Source organism: Cytobacillus firmus (assembly GCF_023612095.1).
GTDB lineage: Bacteria > Bacillota > Bacilli > Bacillales > Cytobacillaceae > Cytobacillus.
This window is the reverse complement of the sequence record NZ_CP086235.1, coordinates 2,532,562-2,548,975: the sequence shown is the minus strand read 5'-3', so window position 1 is coordinate 2,548,975 and position 16,414 is coordinate 2,532,562. Positions and strand designations below refer to the sequence as shown.

Below are 16,414 nucleotides of genomic sequence, written 5' to 3'. Positions count from 1 at the left end.
GCCTGCAGCGGAAATCAACGGGCATAATCCATAAGCAAACAACAATCTTCGAAAAACAGCCTTTTTTATTAACTATATTCAAAAGTTATCGCAAAAACCCTTCCTCATTTTTGATTTTATCATTTATGGCAATTAAAATAATGTTGAAAGGATGTGGACGGATTGGCTATTACTCTGCCTCATATAGAAGACTCAAATAATACTGCATATTTCCCTCCAGCGGGTGATTTTGAAACGTTTCAGGATGATGCCCATTATGAAGAGAAAGTCAGGGAATGGGGATTATCCACTACTAGGGAAGTTAAAAAGGAATTCTGGTATAAAGAAAAAACACAGCAGCGCCTAGTAACGGTTAAAGGATATCAGAAGTACGGAGAGTCTGGCGACTTTTATACAATTATTATCGAGTTTCAGGATGGAAATCTGAGCTGCATACATCCTGCTTACCTAAAGGAGATGCAGTCCCCAAGTTTTGGAAAGGCACTGACTGCTGATTTTGGGGATATCTCTTCAGCTCCATCTACAAAGGAAGCTTCCAAAAAAGCCGCAGAGAAGTCTGAGGAGACAACAAAGAAATCTGCTGAAAAAAGCAAAAGTGATAAACCAGCAGCTAAAAATGCAAAAAAGGAAAAACAGCCTGCATTGGAGCTTCCGGCAGAAAAGGTCCACTTTACAGCTAGAGTTAAGCAGTTTGCCCTGAGCTGGAATCATTTCAATGAAGCCAATGATGAAGTCATCATACTTGAAGACCTCGTCATTCAAGAGGACGAACCGATTGAAGTCGGGCTTGGCTGGTGCTCCCATTCGAAAACGTTAAAGAAATTTGAACTTCAGCCAGGAGAGAGCCTCGAATTCGATGGGAAAATCGTTAAAAAGAAATTGCCTAAAGGAAAAGACTGTGACGAGGAATTCATTATAGAAGAACCTGTTTTATACAAGGTTAATAATCCATCAAAAATCAAAAAAAGCTAAGAGCGTGATGCTCTTTAGCTTTTTTTGATTAAGGAAGAATCCTTTTCTCTCCCTCGATTTCCTGTATGGGACTGATGTTTTGTGTGAATTCAAGGGTTCCCATATAATGACCGTTATCATCCCGTACCGCAAAATAACGGATGTAAATATATTTATCCCTGAATTTGATCCAGAAATCTTCAGAGTCTTTTCGTCCTTCCTTGAAATCCTTAAGCAATTCCTCCACTACATGTACACTTCGGGGCGGATGGCAATTTTGAACGGTTCGCCCAATTACGGCTTTCGTCCTGGCGAAGATTCTTTCCTTCCCATGAGAGAAATACCGGACAACGTCATCATGATCAATAAAGGTGATATCGACAGGCAAGTGATTTAATAACAGCTCCAGCTGTTTTAAGGACAACATGCCGGTTTCCATTTTGATGTATCCTTCTGATATGGCATTCCCGCCAATCTCTTTCCGTTCGGGCTTCCATTCCTTTTCAGGTCCGGTCAGACAGAAGCCGATCTCGTCGCTTTCATGGGCGATCTTTACCCATTCATCTTCTGTAAGGTTTTTTAAGGCCATTGGGAAAAGGATATTTTCCTCTCTATAAATCATGGCACTGACTTCATTAAAAACGAAACGGACAGCATTAATGACCTTTTGCTTGTCCCCCTCGTAATGGGTGAGAAGGTTCTTGGCTTCCTTGATGCCATCCCTGATAAAGTCATCTATGCTCCACATATTATTTGTCGGACCATAAATTCCGTACTTCTCCAGGTAGGGAAAAAGCAGATTTTCCTTTCGGCTGTAATGCTTATCAAGATCAAGAAGCAGGGTGCAGTCTTCTAAAAGTTTATAAACATTTTCCTCATGATCCTCCTCGATGAACGCTTCGAGATGGACCTTAACATTTTCTCTCAGATGCTTATCAATTGCTTTATTCTCCCGTGTGAAAGTATGGATGGGATGCCCAGGCTGTTCTTCCGCTTTAGGATGAGCAGATGTTTCATTATTGTTATGAATAGAATGGCTGTGATGATCGGGATGCTCACGGTTATTAATTAATTCGCTCACTGTACAATTCCTCCTATTATATCAATCCTTTTTAAGGGCTGTTACTAGTGCTTATAAGGAATGTACCATGAAGGAAAGGTCCGTAATGTGATGAGAATCATATTTTATTAAAAGTTTATTGTTTATTTCGAGGAATGGAATGTCAGCAATAAATTACCACCCCCTCCATCTTCCCTTTTTTGTTACACTTTTAAAGGATTGAAAGATGGAGGTTTTCCAGAAGTGAAGAGAAAATATCAAGTTTTGATCATGATTGCTATTATTTTTTCCGGCGGATTCACTGCCGGCATTTATTATACAAAAAACACAAATGGGCTCCAGTCTATTAAACAGCCTGCCCCTGCTTCCCAATCGGACAAACTTCCTGTTCCAAAAAAGGTTCCGGTGTTTCCGGAGATCCCGGAAAAAGTGCTGATGGGTTATGTCCAGGATTATCGCGATCCCGCTTCGATCGATTATTCAAATCTTTCTCATGTCATTTTTTCTTTTGCTCATCCGGAGAAAGACGGAAGCATTTCTTTTAATGGTGAGACGGCGCGGAATAATCTGCAGAGAGTGGTGTCGAATGCTCACAAGCAAGATGTGAAGGCATTCCTGGCTGTGGGGGGATGGTTTCATATCAATGGCGGGGAATCCTATGATTATTTTAAACAGGCAATAGCGGAAGACTCCTCGAGAAACAGGCTGGTAACAGAACTCTCGGGGCTGGTTAAAAAGGAAAACCTTGACGGAATTGATATTGATTTTGAGCATCCGCGTTCAAAGGAGGATGCAAGATTCCTGGCTGTTTTTATCAATCATTTGAGCGGAGTGCTCCATGCAAATGGCCAGGAGCTGTCTGTTGCGGTTCATGCCAAGGTTCATAGTGTAACAGGTACAGAGAGTGGATATGTTGTGTATGAGCCTGACATGTTCACCAAAGTTGATTATGTAAATATCATGGCATATGATGGCCAGTGGGATGGCGGATACAATGCTGCTAATCTTTCTCCCTATTCTTTTTCAGAGAATATCGCCAATTATTGGAGCAACCTATTTGATTCACAAGGGATTTCCAAGGATAAACTGATTCTGGGTGTTCCACTTTATGCTCAGCCGGAGGATCCTGCCGTTAAGCCGGTATCCTATCAGGCCGTCATAAACAATAATCCTGAATATGCAGCAAAAGATAGAATCAGCATGAATGGCATCAGCTATTACTATAATGGATCAGCCACCATGAAAAGGAAAACCATTCTTGCTATAAACCACGGATTTGGCGGAATGATGATCTGGGAAGCTGGCCATGACGCCAAGGGGCCATACAGCCTCACTGGAACGATTGCTGACGTTCTTCAAAACACAGCAGAGCCTGTAAAGTATTATTCTGTAATGCATACAAAATGAGAAAAGAGCAGGAAAATTCCCTGCTCCTTTTTTCATGAAAGTAAAAACTTCTTAATTTCCTCCCGCCGGTCCTGATAGACCTTCTCTCCAAGCATAATCAATTCTTCCACAAACTTTACTTCGTCAAAAGGCATTTCTTCACCCAGCTCTTCATTAATGCGCAGGTAATTTTCTCCGAGGAGATGTTTGCAATGGTAGGTAACAGATTCGGAGGATAAATGAAGAGCCAGGTCCAATAGCTTGGGCGTCACTTTCATGGACGGTAGCTGGAATGGCAGCCAATGCTTTACACCCCAATATTTATCATGATCAATCGTAAAATCAATTTTTTGAAGACCGGTTCCAAGCGAAAGGATTTTTATGTTTTGCAGCTCCATCTTGAAGTGATGCATAGCCTCCGTAATACAAACGAGAGATGGATTATTCGCCCATAGCCCTCCGTCTATGGATAAATAACTGTTGCTGATGTTGTTAGGCGGGAAATAGACAGGTGCAGAACAGGAGGAAAGCACTGCATCCCAAAGCTTCATGGATAGGCTATCATTGCCGGGACTTCCGTAATTGGAACGGTGGACAAACGGTTTGCCATGTGTCACATCGACAGCTGGAATCAAAAGCGGTTTTTTAATATCGGACAGCTCCGTTTCGCCAAAGGCTTTCCGGAAAAAGCGCCGCATATATTTATCACTGTATACACTTTTAAAAAGCCCGACCTTAGCCTGTTTGATAAAAATCTTCTTCCCGAATGATTCGTATCCATTCAGGACCTCGCTCATATCTTTTTTCATGACCAGTGAAGAGGCAATGATCGACCCTGTGCTTGTGCCTGCGATTATATCAAAATAGTCGCCTGCAGGCTGTTTCAGTTCCTTTTCGAGAGCTTTTAAAATGCTTACGGCAAAAACACCGCGTATTCCCCGCCATCGATGCAAAGTATTTTCATTGGATCACCTGCTGTTTCCGTAATCGTTCTTCAGGATATGTAAAAAAGAGAAGGAATCTTCCTTCTCTTCTATTCCTCGTTGTTTATCATTTCTTCGAATACCGCTGAGACTTTGTTAAATTCTTCATCGCTTTCAATGGGTGTAAAGTCGCCATCCTCATCCAGTTTTAAGAAGAACACATCAATATCCTCTTCTGTGTCTTCCTCAAGATCTTCGACAAAGCTGACAGCAGCATATTGGTTGCCATCAACCTCTGCAGACGCGAGGACCTCCACTTCCATTTCCTGATCATTTTCATCACTAATTGTAAAAACTTCTCCTACTTCTATCTTGTCCATTTTTTAATCTCCTCTCCTTAATAGGTTCTTTCTATATTTTCCCGTTTTAGAGGGATTTCATGCCTAAAATAGAAAAAGGATCGGCTTTAGATGCCGATCCAGTCATCAAGAATTATTTAACGCCTGCTGCCTCTTTCTTTTCCACTTTTACACTCCATCCAAATGGATCCGGTTCGGTTCCTTTTTGAATGCCTGTCAGTGTATCATAGATTTTCTTGGACAGATCCCCGGTTTTCCCTTCATTGATTTCAATAATCTTGTTGTCCCAGAAGAATTCGCCAATTGGAGAAATAACAGCAGCCGTGCCTGTTCCAAATGCTTCTTCAAGCTGGCCATCGGCATGTGCCTGATAGATTTCTTCAATGGAAATTCTTCTTTCGGACACCGGGACATTCCAGTATTTCAGTAACTCCAGTACAGAGTTTCGAGTGATTCCTTCCAGGATGCTGCCATTAAGTTCTGGTGTTACAACTTCTCCGTTAATTTTGAAGAAAATGTTCATGCTTCCCACTTCTTCAATATATTTATTTTCTTTTCCGTCAAGCCATAGAACCTGCGAATATCCCGTTAAGCTTGCAAGCTCCTGAGCTTTGAGACTTGCTGCATAGTTCCCTCCTGTTTTAGCTGTGCCTGTTCCCCCTTTTACGGCACGCACGTATTCGTTTTGAACAGCAATTTTAACAGGGTTGATGCCTTCCTTATAATAAGCGCCTACCGGCGAAAGAATAATGATAAATTTGTATCTCGTTGATGGAGCCACTCCCAGGTATGGCTCAGTTGAAATGACGAACGGCCGGATGTACAGTGAAGTTCCTTCAACATTCGGAATCCAGTCCCGGTCAGCTGAAATTAATTCTTTTAAGGCATAAAGAGCAAGCTCTTCATCAATTTCAGGAATACATAACCTGGAGTTGGATTTATTCAATCTCTCCATATTCTTTTCAGGGCGGAAGAGCAATACCTCATTATCAATGGTAAGATAGGCTTTTAACCCTTCAAAGACACTCTGACCATAATGGAAAATCATTGCAGCGGGATCAAGAGAAAGCGGCTGGTACGGTACAATTCTTGGGTCGTGCCAGCCCCGTCCGGCAGTATAATCCATTTCAAACATATGATCCGTAAAATTCTTTCCAAACACCAGGTTATCAAATGCAGGTTTTTGTTTTTTCTCAGGTGTGTGGTTGATTTCAATTTTAAATTCTGTCATTTGTCAAAACTCCCTATCTGTAGATGATTTAAAAACCTAATGCCTGCTTTTCGTGCTGCTCTTAAAAGAGTGTAAATAAAAACGCCCAGTCATCCTCCGAGCGTGGACGAAAGGGCTTGCTTCCCGGAAACAACCAATATGGATGCTTAACAGCAATAGCTGAAGTCATTAAAAAGACTTGTATGCTGTTTTTGTAAGGGTTGCCTTTCGCTCTTTTCTACTTCAAGGCAGTAGTGCAGTTATTTGTTAAAGTTTTTATAAGTTTTTCTAATATTATGATATTCTACTATTTAAATGTCAATACGAATTGACAATAAATTTAGAATTAATTCGGATTACTGAAAATTCTATAAGCAAAAGAAAAAGAAATAAAGGTGAAAAATCATCTTTTTAAATTTATAATCAATATATCAATACAAAAGGGGATTTATGATAATGAACAGTAAAGAGCTTGAAGAAAAAATTATTCAAAACTATCAGGGCGAAGAGAAAATGATGATCCTCGTATTTGCCCAGTGGTGCATCAACCACGATTTAAATCCGGAGGAAATCTATTTAAAGGCATATCCGGATCAGGGAGAAAACAGTTCACTAAAGGAAGCGCTGGACCTGACTGTTCCAAAAGAAGAAGCAGGCGATGTGCCTGATCAGACTCTGCTTGGCGTTCTATCCTTGTTCGGAAATGATGATCTTGCCTTCATCGTGATGGAAGAAATAAAGAAAATGAAAAAGGACAGCTAAGCCTTAATAGGCCGCTGTCCCTTTTCATTGAAGATTCTATCGCAGTCTAACGGGCAGTAAGACCCCCACTCCTAGACTCAGAGGAATCAAAGGAGGATAAGTGGGGGTCACACTGCCCGTAAAGGCCTGATTGGTTCAACTAACAATCAGTGGGGATAAGGAAAACCCCCACTGATTGAAGTTTCACTTTATTTAAACCAGCCCTTCTCTTTGGATTGGGTAATGGCTTCAATCCTGTTTCGTCACTTCGAGCTTATCAAGAATAGCCGAGATATAGTTGCGCACGGTTCCTGTCTTAATGCTGAGCTGGTCGGCAATTTCTTTCGTGTTCTTGCCGTCCGCTATCAGCTCCAGCACCTCTTTTTCCCGGTCTGTCAGCGGGTTTTCTTCGCCATAGACATCATCCATTAATTCAGGTGCATAGATGCGCCTTCCTTCCAGGACGTTTCTGATAGAGCTTGCCAGTTCCTCACTTGGGCTGTCTTTTAACAAGTAACCTCTTACACCGGCTTTAAGGGCACGCTGGAAATAGCCAGACCTTGCAAAGGTTGTCAGAATAATAACTTTGCACCCGCTGTCTCTTAATTCTTCCGCCGCTTCCAGGCCGCTTTTTTCCGGCATTTCAATATCCATAATACATACATCCGGTTTAAGGGTTTTGACAAGGGATATGGCTTCTTCACCATTCGAAGCTTTCCCAATGACCTCCATATCGTCTTCGAGATTTAGCAGAGATCCTAACGCACCAAGCACCATCCGCTGATCCTCAGCTATGACGATTTTTATCATGCCCTCTCCTCCTTGTTTGGTTCCTTCACTACTGTTGGTACTTTCATTATAATCGTTGTTCCATTCTCAGATACAATCTCAAGACTTCCGTTGACAAAGTCGAGCCGCTCCCTTAAGCCAAGCAGTCCTGACCCCTTTCCTACATCTGTTGAGGGATTCATGCCGACCCCGTTATCCCGAACGGTAATGCTGACTTCATTCCAGGTTTGTTCTATTCTGATGCGGCATTCTGTCGCCTTACTGTGTTTTACTACGTTTGTTACAGCCTCTTTCATGCACATGCTTAGAATATTCTCAAGGAAGAGTGACACATTTTTTAATTTGATATCTTCTTCTCCGATGAATTCGATAGAAGCGGCCTTTAAAATTTGCTTAACAAGGATAATTTCTTCCTTCAGCCTGATTCCCCTCATCTGTGAAACCATTTTCCTTACTTCGTTTAATGCTGTTCTGGCGGTTTGCTGAACGTCTACAAGCTCTTCCTTTGCCTGTTCAGGATCCTTGCTGATGAGCTTCCTTGCCAGATCGCTTTTTAACCCGATAAGAGACAATTTTTGTCCTAGAGTATCATGAAGGTCCCGGGCAATCCGCTGTCTTTCTTCCTGTTTGACGAGGTCCGCAATCCTTTTGTTGGCATCCTCAAGCTGCTCCTCAAGCTTTTCCTGCTTTTTCTTATTGTGAATGTTAAAAGGAAGCAAAATCACACTGATCCAGATGATAATAATAAAGGGGATCTGCTCGAGAAATAATGGCTTCTGGGTGACAAAATTAACGTTTATGGAGATGGTGGTTGCGATCAGGTGGATGACATACAGCGTTAAAAAGGCAATTCTGTTCTTGATATGGCCATTGTAATAAGCAATATAAAATGCAAAATAAATAAATGAAAAGAGAATGGTCATTGTGATCGAAATGCTGATTAAGATGCCAGTCCACAAATAAACAGGCCATCTCCGTGAAATAAAGGCAAAACGCAGTGATATAAAAAAGAGTATAGTCAGGATAATACCGACTGCTATGGTGATTTTAGATGTGGATCTGAAGATGAAATAAAACGGCAGAATGCTGAATACACTCCATATATATGGAGAAATGCCTGAACTTTTCAATGCAGTTAAATATTTTTTTAACATGTGAGGTACCCTCTTTTTATTCATGAAATAATGAAACAGCTCCTTTGCTATCATACCACAAAGGAGCTGTTCTTCAGCTTATACATTCAGTTTACGGCTTCACAGATGCCGTTTTAGTTCTGCTCTGTTTTTTGCTGACAGGAGACTTCTTTGCTGCTCCATACCCGGTGAAGTCCTGTGCTTCTTCATCCCATAAGCGGAATCGAAGTGACTTCAGGCTGGTAGAAAGAGTAATCGTCGGCACATTCTGAAGTTCAGCTGTATTATAATGAGCGCTTTCGAGGTTATAGTTAGGAACGCGCGGGCTTAAGTGATGGATATGATGGAACCCGATGTTCCCTGTAAGCCACTGAAGCACTTTCGGCAGCTTGTAAAAAGAGCTTCCTTCTACAGCAGCTTTAACATACTCCCATTTATCATCTTCTTCAAAATACGAGTCTTCAAATGTATGCTGTACATAGAAAAGCCAAATTCCGGCTGCTCCTGAAATCATAAAGATCGGCCCCTGCACCATCAGGAACGCTTCCCACCCGATAGCCCAGCACATGAACGCATACAAACCGGCGATGGCCGCATTTATAAGATACGTATTCATGCGTTCATTCTTTCTTGCCCCTTTTCTGTTAAAACGGTTTTTTAACAGAAATACATATATAGGGCCTATACCTAACATAACGAACGGATTGCGGTAGATGCGGTATGCTGCACGAGTGGACCATGACGCATCCTGATATTCTTTCACTGTAAGTGTCCAGATATCTCCAGTACCGCGCTTGTCCAGATTACCGCTGGTTGCATGGTGCACATTGTGGTCATGCTGCCATTGGTGATAAGGAAAGACGGTCAGGATCCCAGTGATTGTGCCAATGATTTTGTTAGCTTTGCGGTTTTTGAAAAAGGAATGGTGACAGCAATCATGGAAAATAATGAAGATCCTGACAAGAAAGCCTGCTGCAACGACAGATAGGCCAAGCGTCAGCAAGTAAGAAATGCTCAGGCTTTTATAAGCAAGGAACCACAGCAGGAAAAATGGTCCAAGCGTATTGACCAGCTGCATAATGCTTTTTGTTAAATCTGATTTTTCATAAGGTGCCATTTGTTTTTTTAAGTTGAGTTGTTTTTGTTTTGAAGTCATTTGTTAATTCCCTTCATCATGACGTTAATTTTAATAATAAAGGGTTTGCAAACTGCTTTGTAGACATAGGTGTCATGTCCATACCATGACATTTATCATGGTTTGGGCAAAAATTAAGAGTTCATCCTAATATCTGGCTATAAATATTTACTTTTTGCGGGTTTCTTCCACTTCTGACACAAGGTTAAAAAGGAATTCGTAAACTAATTGATATGCGTCTAGAATAGATAGTTCCTCTTTAAAGCCTTCAATGTCGTTGAGCGAAAAATTAAAATCCCAAAGCCCATCCTGCTGGCTGAACATCAGGCTGTATTTTGGCGTGCCTGTATGAGTATTCTCATCTATAAATGCTCTTATAGCTGATTCTGCTTTTTTCGGCAGCTTCAGTCCCAGCATTACTTCATAGTTGCCAAAAACATCATCTGTTTCAAAGGAAACAGCATCCGCCCCGATCAGGTCAAACCATTTCGACTCCAGATACATAAATTCATTTTTATGATTTTTGAAGTAGTCTATTGGCTGATTTAAAAAGCCGGCAGATTCTTGTCCGAGCACTTCCTCTGTTTCCTTATCTCCTCTTTCTATATAAGCATCATTAAATCGGTCTTCTGGATTCTTGTTGCCAGCTTCATGACCATCATTCAAAAGTCCGTGCTTTTTGGCATATTCCTTTTCTTTTTCATAAAGTTCAGCGGGCTGTTCTTTCAAGTGCTTTTCCATCCGGTCTTTTAACAAATTGCTTTCCTCCTCAAATATCTTTACCTTCCCCGTCTTTTTGATGAATTTCTTGAAGCTGTTGGAGCAGGCTTCTTTTTCCCTTGTGTTTTCGTACGGCCTGTCCGGGGTGAATTGCTTTTGCCTTTTCTGCCTTTTTCATGGGAAAACCTGTCATCTTTTGATTGTGATTGGCCGCCTTTTCTGCTGTCATTTTTCTTTCCAGCGGAGGTTTGGCGTTTGGAATCCGGCCTCTTTTTTTCAGGTTTTGCTTCAGGCTTGATATCGCTATTGCCGAGGTTTTGCTTAGGAATAGTAATTTTCAGTCCTTTTTCAATTGCTTCAAGGAGCGGCTTGTCTGCAGACGAATAAAACGTAATCGCCAGTCCTTCCATTCCCGCCCGGCCGGTTCTCCCGATGCGGTGCACATAGCTTTCGGGATCGAGTGGGATATCATAATTAAAAACATGTGTGACCCCTTCGACATCAAGCCCCCTGGCAGCTACATCCGTCGCAACTAACAGCTGTATCTCTGCGTCCCTGAATCTCTTCATTACTTGTTCGCGCTTCGATTGGGATAAATCCCCATGAAGCTGATCGCAATCAAAACCGTTCGATTTCAGCACTTCATATAATTTGGTTACTCTGCGTTTTGTACGGCAGAAGATCACGGCCAAAAATGGTCTATGGGTTTGAATCAGCTCTATCAGCGTACCCTGCTTGGCGCGGTCGAAGGTATGTATCGCTATTTGTTTAACTGAATGGGCTGGCCCCTGTGTTTTTTCAATTTGAATATACTGCGGCTCTTTCATGTGTCTGTTTGCCAGTTTTCTTATTTCTGCCGGCATAGTTGCAGAAAAAAGCATCGTCTGCCTTTTGGCAGGCGTTTCTTTAATGATTCTTTCGACATCATCAAGAAAGCCTATATGCAGCATTTGGTCTGCTTCATCCAATACTAAAAAATCCACTTGTGACAAATCAATGGTTTTTCGCTTGATATGGTCCAGCAGCCGGCCAGGTGTCCCCACGACAATCTGTACATTCTTTTTCAGCTTTTTGAGCTGCTTGTCCACATCCTGCCCTCCATATACAGCTAAGACATCTATATCACTGTCTTTCGTAAGCTTCAGTACTTCGTCTGTTATCTGTAATGCCAGTTCCCTTGTCGGCGTTACAATCAGAGCCTGGATCTGAAGGGCATCCGGGTCCATTTTCTCCAGAATAGGCAAAATAAATGCCAATGTTTTTCCGGTTCCTGTCTGAGCCTGGGCAATGACATCCTTTCCTTCCATAACAGCTGGAATCGCCTGCGCCTGAATAGGTGTTGGCTTAGCGATGCCATGCTGCAGCAGAATATCTGATAGATCTTCTGAAATGCCAAGTTTTAAAAATTCCTGCAAATAAAACCCTACTTTCTTTATTCATTATGTCCTTATTTATATTGTGTGTTTAGCGGCAAAATAGCAAGCATTCTATCGGATAAAAACGCGAAAAAAATGGTTGGTTCAAAATAAAAAGCCCAGGTTTAGACCAAATGGCCTGCAGTGGGCTTCTGACTCTATATATCAATTTATTCCCAATCCTTTGTTGGCTCCCTTTCCTCAGCCATTTCCATCCCATAGGCAAGTCGTGGATTCAAAGCAGATTGGCTGCTCTCCTTCTCTTGGCTGGATTCCCTAGTATTTACAAGGAATCTGTGGACAAAGACTTCGGATAAAGTGATAATTCCTGCTGCAATGACACTTCCCCAAGCGATTTGCAGGTAACTGTTAAGCAGCACACTCCCAAACACCCAAACAGATGCATAAACTAAGAAAAAGTCAGCAATAAGGGCATTTCGGTTTCCCAGCCTAGGAAGAATGATGCGGTCTCCAAGCATATAGGACATGGCTGTTACCAGAATACTGAAGGAAAGAATATCTGCGAATGTCGCATCAAAGAATAAATCAAGCGCTATGGCAAAAGCAATCATGGCTGATGCTAATTTAAGTATTAAGATAAGTGTTTTGTTCATAAGCAAACCTCCTCTTTACCTTAGCTTTTATCAATATGGAGATTCCCATTCATTTTCTGTTTCTTCGCAGCAACAGCAATTTTTTCTAAAAAATATACAACTTGTTCAGTGTCCCTCAATATAATGGCAGTAATAAGGATTACATTTTAAGTTAAAGGTTGTGGAAGAGTGATACTCCGAGACAAAATACTTAATGTGGTGATAATAGGTGAATGCTGAATATAAATTTCAAAATCTCCAGGAGAGGAATATGACTTTTGAGCAGGTATTCGACCGGATCTTACTTTTTATAAGGCGAAATCCTGATGGGAACTTCAGGCTGATGATTGGTACAGATTCACAGGTGCATTGCAATCGCACTGTGTTTATAACCGGGATTGTGATTCAAAATGAGCGAAAAGGCGCCTGGGCATGTATCCGGAAAACTGTTATACCAAGAAAAATGCTGCATCTTCATGAGCGAATCTCCTATGAAACCTCACTGACTGAAGAAGTGGTCTCTTTGTTTACAGAGGATTACAAAGACAAAATGTTTGAAATCGTTCTGCCATTCCTTTATAAAGGCGGATCATTCTCAATGGAAGGGCATATGGACATCGGATCGGGCAAAAGAAATAAAACCAGGGAATTTGTGAAAGAAATGGTGTCCAGGATCGAATCCATCGGCCTTGAGCCAAAAATAAAGCCGGAAGCATTCGTGGCCTCCAGCTACGCTAATCGATATACGAAATAAAAGAACTCAGAATATATGAGTTCTTTTCATTGGGGCAAATTATACACCTGCATGCTCTCTGTATTCCTGTTCGGCCTTTAATGCCACAGCCTCTGTCAGTTCTGAAGTAATTTCAGGAAGAGCTGTATTAAGCAAGGAATTGGCAACTTTAGCCATCATACCCTCCGCTGAAATATCAAGTGATCCTGTCATGATATTTTTCTTATTCCTTCCAATCTCCGCAAGAAAGTACCCATGTCCCGTAAACTTCTCATTAAGTCCTGTTAACTGAAACGTAACCTTTGTTGGCTCCTGCCAGCTCGTAATATCCACTTTTAATTCGATTTTTTTCTTGATAATCCCCATATCGCTTTTGAAGCTCCAGGTTGATTCTTTGTCACTCAATACCTCATGTGCAATATATCCGGGCACTAATGGTGCCCAGTTCCCAATATCACTGACAAAGCTCCATATTGACTCAATCGGAATGTTTACTTCTGCCTGATGTGTGCTGCTTGCCATTTTTACCGCCCCTTTGAGACCTGCATAGTTGTTTTCCATGAATATGTATTCAAAAGGGACGGATGAAATTCATAAATTTATTGTCTTTTTTGAAAGCGGGAAAGCCTGCTGTTATGCGAGCAGGCTAAAAAAATTTACCTTCTATAGTAATGATACCTTCTTCTTGAGCGTGAAGAATGACATTCATCACAGATTTGATATTCGTGTTCCCAAGGCAGTTTTTTGCCGCATTTTCTGCACTTTTTTGAGAGCTCCTTAATATCGGTCTTTAATCTTTCGTGAACATGGTCGCTGATTTCTTCCCTTAATCGTTCCCAATATAACGCTTCGGTCCTCTGCTCTAGCCGATACAGAAACAGCAAATGAAGGCCTATCGCCTTGTAGGTCAATTCCAGCTCTTCGAGGTTCCGGTTCTTGATTCTGGGCTCTGGAAGCTCCTCCCCGTAAATGATGGCATACATCGATTCTTCCCATTGGCGGACAAGGTCATTTTCTTTTTTAGAGAATGGCAGGTGGAGAAAACCATAAAGATCCATTAAGCAAAGCTTGGCTTCAATTTCAGTGCCTCTTATCCTTTCATACAGTTCCCTCTCCTCTGATAATGCCGCTTTTTTTGTTCCTCTTGGGCTCTCAAACTTATCCCAAAGCTCAAAGAATGATCCGAGATCGCGGTAATACCTTTGAAACCTTTCAAATACTGTATTGGTCGGGGCGATCGCAAAGCTGTGTACCGGCGCATCTTCCATTTCAAGCAGAGCTTTCATTCTTTTGATATCTTTTGTAAAAGCAACCTTCCCAATATTGTAAAGTCCTTTTCGGCCGGCTCTCCCGGCAATTTGCTTCACTTCCTGGGAAGTAAGGGTCCTTCGTTTCGTTCCGTCAAATTTATCATTTTCCAGGAACACAATTCTCCTGATAGGCAAGTTAAGCCCCATCCCAATGGCATCAGTGGAAACGATAATAGAAGTTTCACCATTTATAAAACGCTGGACTTGTTTTTTTCTGGTTTCAGGAGGCATAGCTCCATATATCATGCTTACTGAGTGCCCTTCCTGCTGAAGTCTTGAGGCCGTTTCAAGCACTCTCTTTCTTGAAAAACAAATAAGTGCATCGCCTTTTCGAACATGACTGAATTTAAATTCCTTTGCCTCCACTTCAAGAGGAATATCACGGCTGTATTCATTCAGTTCAATATCTGCGTCGCCAAGCAGCTGCAGCATCATACTTTTTGCACTGCGGCTTCCAATAATATGGACTTCATTTGCATTTGCCTTGGTAATGGCTTTATACCAGGAAAAGCCTCTGTCTTTATCCGTAATCATCTGGGATTCATCGATCACAATGACGTCATAAAAATCCTTTTCGTAGAACATCTCCACCGTGCTGGATAGATGCTGTGAACCGGCAACCGTCTTCTCTTCTTCACCGGTTTTCAAAGAACAGGGTACACCATCACGGTTTAATTTATCATATACCTCGAGAGCCAAAAGCCTTAATGGCGCGAGATATAAACCGCTGTTTGCTGATTTCATACCTTCAAGTGCATGATGGGTTTTCCCGGTATTGGTTTCTCCGATATGAAGTACATATTTTTTGGCACGTTCCACCGAAGGACTGTATTCCTGCCCGAAAATATTTTCGAGCATGCGTTCTTCTTCCTCTTTCTTCCGCTGCTGCTCAGCCAGTTCTTCTGCTATTTTTCTTTCCCTGTCTTCAATGTCCTTCTCCAATTGCTCTTGATGGTCCTCAGGGTCAAATGGGATATCCGAAAGCTTGACCAAATCTCCAACATATTCCTCCTGAATGGTTTCAAAAAAGCTGTCATTTAGATTGTGTATTGTATGGGCAATAAGCTTCTTAACAGACTTCCCGGTCAGCGGTTTATCATATGCACCTTCATATTCCTCGAAAAGCTGCTGCGGGAGGTTCTGCAGGATGAGTGTTTGCAGAGAATCAGAAAGAAATCCAGATATATGGTTTTTATAAACATAGTAATACGTTTCATATTCGAAATAGCCTTTTCCCCAATACAATGCTTTATGAATATTCCCTGTCAGCTCCTCGAAGAATTCTCCCATAACAGTATAATCTTCGGCCTTGAAACTGCCTGTTTCCTCGAGCTTTTCTTCCAGTGCGAAGGTATCCACCTTCTGATACCTTGTCTTATTTTCAAAATCGGAAACGAGCTGCTTTGAAGCCATATGTCTGACATGGAGATAAAGAAGGCTATAATCTTTTTCAATAATTTCCTCTATGTTCTTTTCGATATTTTCACGGATTCGATATTTTCTCCGCTGGAGCTGCTCCTCTTCTGCTTTCTGCAGATAATGAGCCCTTGCCTTCTCGAAACGCTCAGCCCAAGCTTCATTATTGCTTTCAAACAAGGCATTAAGCCACTCCAAACTGTTAAAAGGCTGATAATCCCTCATTTCCGTCCGGAACAGGTGATTGATTATTTTCCTGTCAACATTCTCAGTGTCGTACCCTTTCTCACTTAAATACTTCTTTTTTTCCTGCTTGGATATTTTGGCGGTAATTTTATTCAGCCACACATTTACCCAAATTTGATCGATATAATGAAATCTTTCAGAAAGATATTCCTTATAGGATGGCATTGATTCCTGTCCGCCCAAATAACGGTCGGCATCCTCCAGAATTTTTATTTTTGTATGCTCTTCGGCATTTTTGTATATCTGTTCAAGTTGATTCATGATCCGTTCCCCTTTAAACAACGCCAATACGCG

At 41.6% G+C, this 16,414-nt stretch carries 15 protein-coding genes and 1 pseudogene; 4 read left to right on the top strand and 12 right to left on the bottom strand.

From position 1 onward, the window contains the following. Positions 1–153 precede the first annotated feature (153 nt). The gene (locus LLY41_RS12930; protein ID WP_370460080.1) at positions 154–972 is read left to right on the top strand and encodes a hypothetical protein; all 819 of its coding nucleotides are present in this window, start codon (positions 154–156) and stop codon (positions 970–972) included. Positions 973–1,000: 28 nt separating this feature from the next. Here LLY41_RS12930 and LLY41_RS12925 read toward each other — a convergent pair whose 3' ends face one another. Continuing rightward, positions 1,001–1,981 (bottom strand): DUF438 domain-containing protein, encoded by a 981-nt coding sequence (locus LLY41_RS12925; RefSeq protein ID WP_304588036.1) that lies wholly within the window; start codon positions 1,979–1,981, stop codon positions 1,001–1,003. A gap of 273 nt (positions 1,982–2,254) precedes the next feature. On the opposite strand from LLY41_RS12925, the gene LLY41_RS12920 reads away from it, so the two are divergent. Then, entirely contained in the window at positions 2,255–3,418 is a 1,164-nt protein-coding gene (locus LLY41_RS12920; protein ID WP_304585547.1) for a glycosyl hydrolase family 18 protein, read from the top strand. A gap of 32 nt (positions 3,419–3,450) precedes the next feature. Here LLY41_RS12920 and LLY41_RS12915 read toward each other — a convergent pair whose 3' ends face one another. From LLY41_RS12915 to LLY41_RS12905, 3 genes are all read right to left on the bottom strand, one after another. Continuing rightward, a complete protein-coding gene (locus LLY41_RS12915; protein WP_304585546.1) occupies positions 3,451–4,350 on the bottom strand; it encodes a CBASS cGAMP-activated phospholipase in 900 nt (299 codons plus the stop codon). An 80-nt stretch (positions 4,351–4,430) separates the two neighbouring features. Then, the gene (locus tag LLY41_RS12910; protein ID WP_304585545.1) at positions 4,431–4,700 is read right to left on the bottom strand and encodes a DUF1292 domain-containing protein; all 270 of its coding nucleotides are present in this window, start codon (positions 4,698–4,700) and stop codon (positions 4,431–4,433) included. A 112-nt stretch (positions 4,701–4,812) separates the two neighbouring features. After that, on the bottom strand, positions 4,813–5,910 hold the full coding sequence (locus LLY41_RS12905; protein ID WP_304585544.1) for a branched-chain amino acid aminotransferase: 1,098 nt from the start codon (positions 5,908–5,910) through the stop codon (positions 4,813–4,815). Positions 5,911–6,345: 435 nt separating this feature from the next. On the opposite strand from LLY41_RS12905, the gene LLY41_RS12900 reads away from it, so the two are divergent. Continuing rightward, positions 6,346–6,651 (top strand): protein YxiS, encoded by a 306-nt coding sequence (locus LLY41_RS12900; RefSeq protein WP_304585543.1) that lies wholly within the window; start codon positions 6,346–6,348, stop codon positions 6,649–6,651. A gap of 188 nt (positions 6,652–6,839) precedes the next feature. Here LLY41_RS12900 and LLY41_RS12895 read toward each other — a convergent pair. The 6 genes and pseudogenes from LLY41_RS12895 to LLY41_RS12870 all read right to left on the bottom strand — a co-directional run bounded on the left by LLY41_RS12895 (position 6,840) and on the right by LLY41_RS12870 (position 12,436). Then, positions 6,840–7,440: pseudogene (locus LLY41_RS12895) on the bottom strand (response regulator). Beyond that, a complete protein-coding gene (locus tag LLY41_RS12890; protein ID WP_304585542.1) occupies positions 7,437–8,573 on the bottom strand; it encodes a sensor histidine kinase in 1,137 nt (378 codons plus the stop codon). The pseudogene LLY41_RS12895 and the gene LLY41_RS12890 overlap by 4 nt, the downstream one beginning before the upstream one ends. Positions 8,574–8,664: 91 nt before the next feature. Then, complete coding sequence (locus tag LLY41_RS12885; protein ID WP_304585541.1) at positions 8,665–9,708, bottom strand: Delta(5) desaturase DesA; 1,044 nt, start codon at positions 9,706–9,708, stop codon at positions 8,665–8,667. Positions 9,709–9,855: 147 nt separating this feature from the next. Continuing rightward, complete coding sequence (locus LLY41_RS12880; RefSeq protein WP_304585540.1) at positions 9,856–10,443, bottom strand: branched-chain amino acid aminotransferase; 588 nt, start codon at positions 10,441–10,443, stop codon at positions 9,856–9,858. A gap of 23 nt (positions 10,444–10,466) precedes the next feature. Continuing rightward, entirely contained in the window at positions 10,467–11,822 is a 1,356-nt protein-coding gene (locus LLY41_RS12875) for a DEAD/DEAH box helicase (RefSeq protein ID WP_304585539.1), read from the bottom strand. Between the two features lie 170 nt (positions 11,823–11,992). After that, a complete protein-coding gene (locus LLY41_RS12870) occupies positions 11,993–12,436 on the bottom strand; it encodes a YndM family protein (RefSeq protein WP_095242722.1) in 444 nt (147 codons plus the stop codon). A gap of 250 nt (positions 12,437–12,686) precedes the next feature. On the opposite strand from LLY41_RS12870, the gene LLY41_RS12865 reads away from it, so the two are divergent. Next, positions 12,687–13,169 carry a ribonuclease H-like YkuK family protein gene (locus LLY41_RS12865; protein WP_286136907.1) on the top strand — a complete coding sequence of 161 codons (483 nt, stop codon included), beginning with the start codon at positions 12,687–12,689 and terminating at the stop codon, positions 13,167–13,169. Between the two features lie 39 nt (positions 13,170–13,208). Here LLY41_RS12865 and LLY41_RS12860 read toward each other — a convergent pair whose 3' ends face one another. Both LLY41_RS12860 and LLY41_RS12855 read right to left on the bottom strand, forming a co-directional pair. Next, the gene (locus tag LLY41_RS12860; protein WP_095242724.1) at positions 13,209–13,670 is read right to left on the bottom strand and encodes an SRPBCC family protein; all 462 of its coding nucleotides are present in this window, start codon (positions 13,668–13,670) and stop codon (positions 13,209–13,211) included. Positions 13,671–13,804: 134 nt separating this feature from the next. Continuing rightward, complete coding sequence (locus LLY41_RS12855; RefSeq protein ID WP_304585538.1) at positions 13,805–16,381, bottom strand: DEAD/DEAH box helicase; 2,577 nt, start codon at positions 16,379–16,381, stop codon at positions 13,805–13,807. Positions 16,382–16,414 lie beyond the last annotated feature (33 nt).

Excerpts from the sequence above, each read along its gene's own strand:
- LLY41_RS12910 (WP_304585545.1), bottom strand. The coding sequence starts at position 4,700 with ATGGACAAGATAGAAGTAGGAGAAGTTTTTACAATTAGTGATGAAAAT.
- LLY41_RS12905 (WP_304585544.1), bottom strand. The coding sequence starts at position 5,910 with ATGACAGAATTTAAAATTGAAATCAACCACACACCTGAGAAAAAACAA.
- LLY41_RS12900 (WP_304585543.1), top strand. The coding sequence starts at position 6,346 with ATGAACAGTAAAGAGCTTGAAGAAAAAATTATTCAAAACTATCAGGGC.
- LLY41_RS12890 (WP_304585542.1), bottom strand. The coding sequence starts at position 8,573 with ATGTTAAAAAAATATTTAACTGCATTGAAAAGTTCAGGCATTTCTCCA.
- LLY41_RS12885 (WP_304585541.1), bottom strand. The coding sequence starts at position 9,708 with ATGACTTCAAAACAAAAACAACTCAACTTAAAAAAACAAATGGCACCT.
- LLY41_RS12870 (WP_095242722.1), bottom strand. The coding sequence starts at position 12,436 with ATGAACAAAACACTTATCTTAATACTTAAATTAGCATCAGCCATGATT.
- LLY41_RS12865 (WP_286136907.1), top strand. The coding sequence starts at position 12,687 with ATGACTTTTGAGCAGGTATTCGACCGGATCTTACTTTTTATAAGGCGA.
- LLY41_RS12860 (WP_095242724.1), bottom strand. The coding sequence starts at position 13,670 with ATGGCAAGCAGCACACATCAGGCAGAAGTAAACATTCCGATTGAGTCA.
- LLY41_RS12855 (WP_304585538.1), bottom strand. The coding sequence starts at position 16,381 with ATGAATCAACTTGAACAGATATACAAAAATGCCGAAGAGCATACAAAA.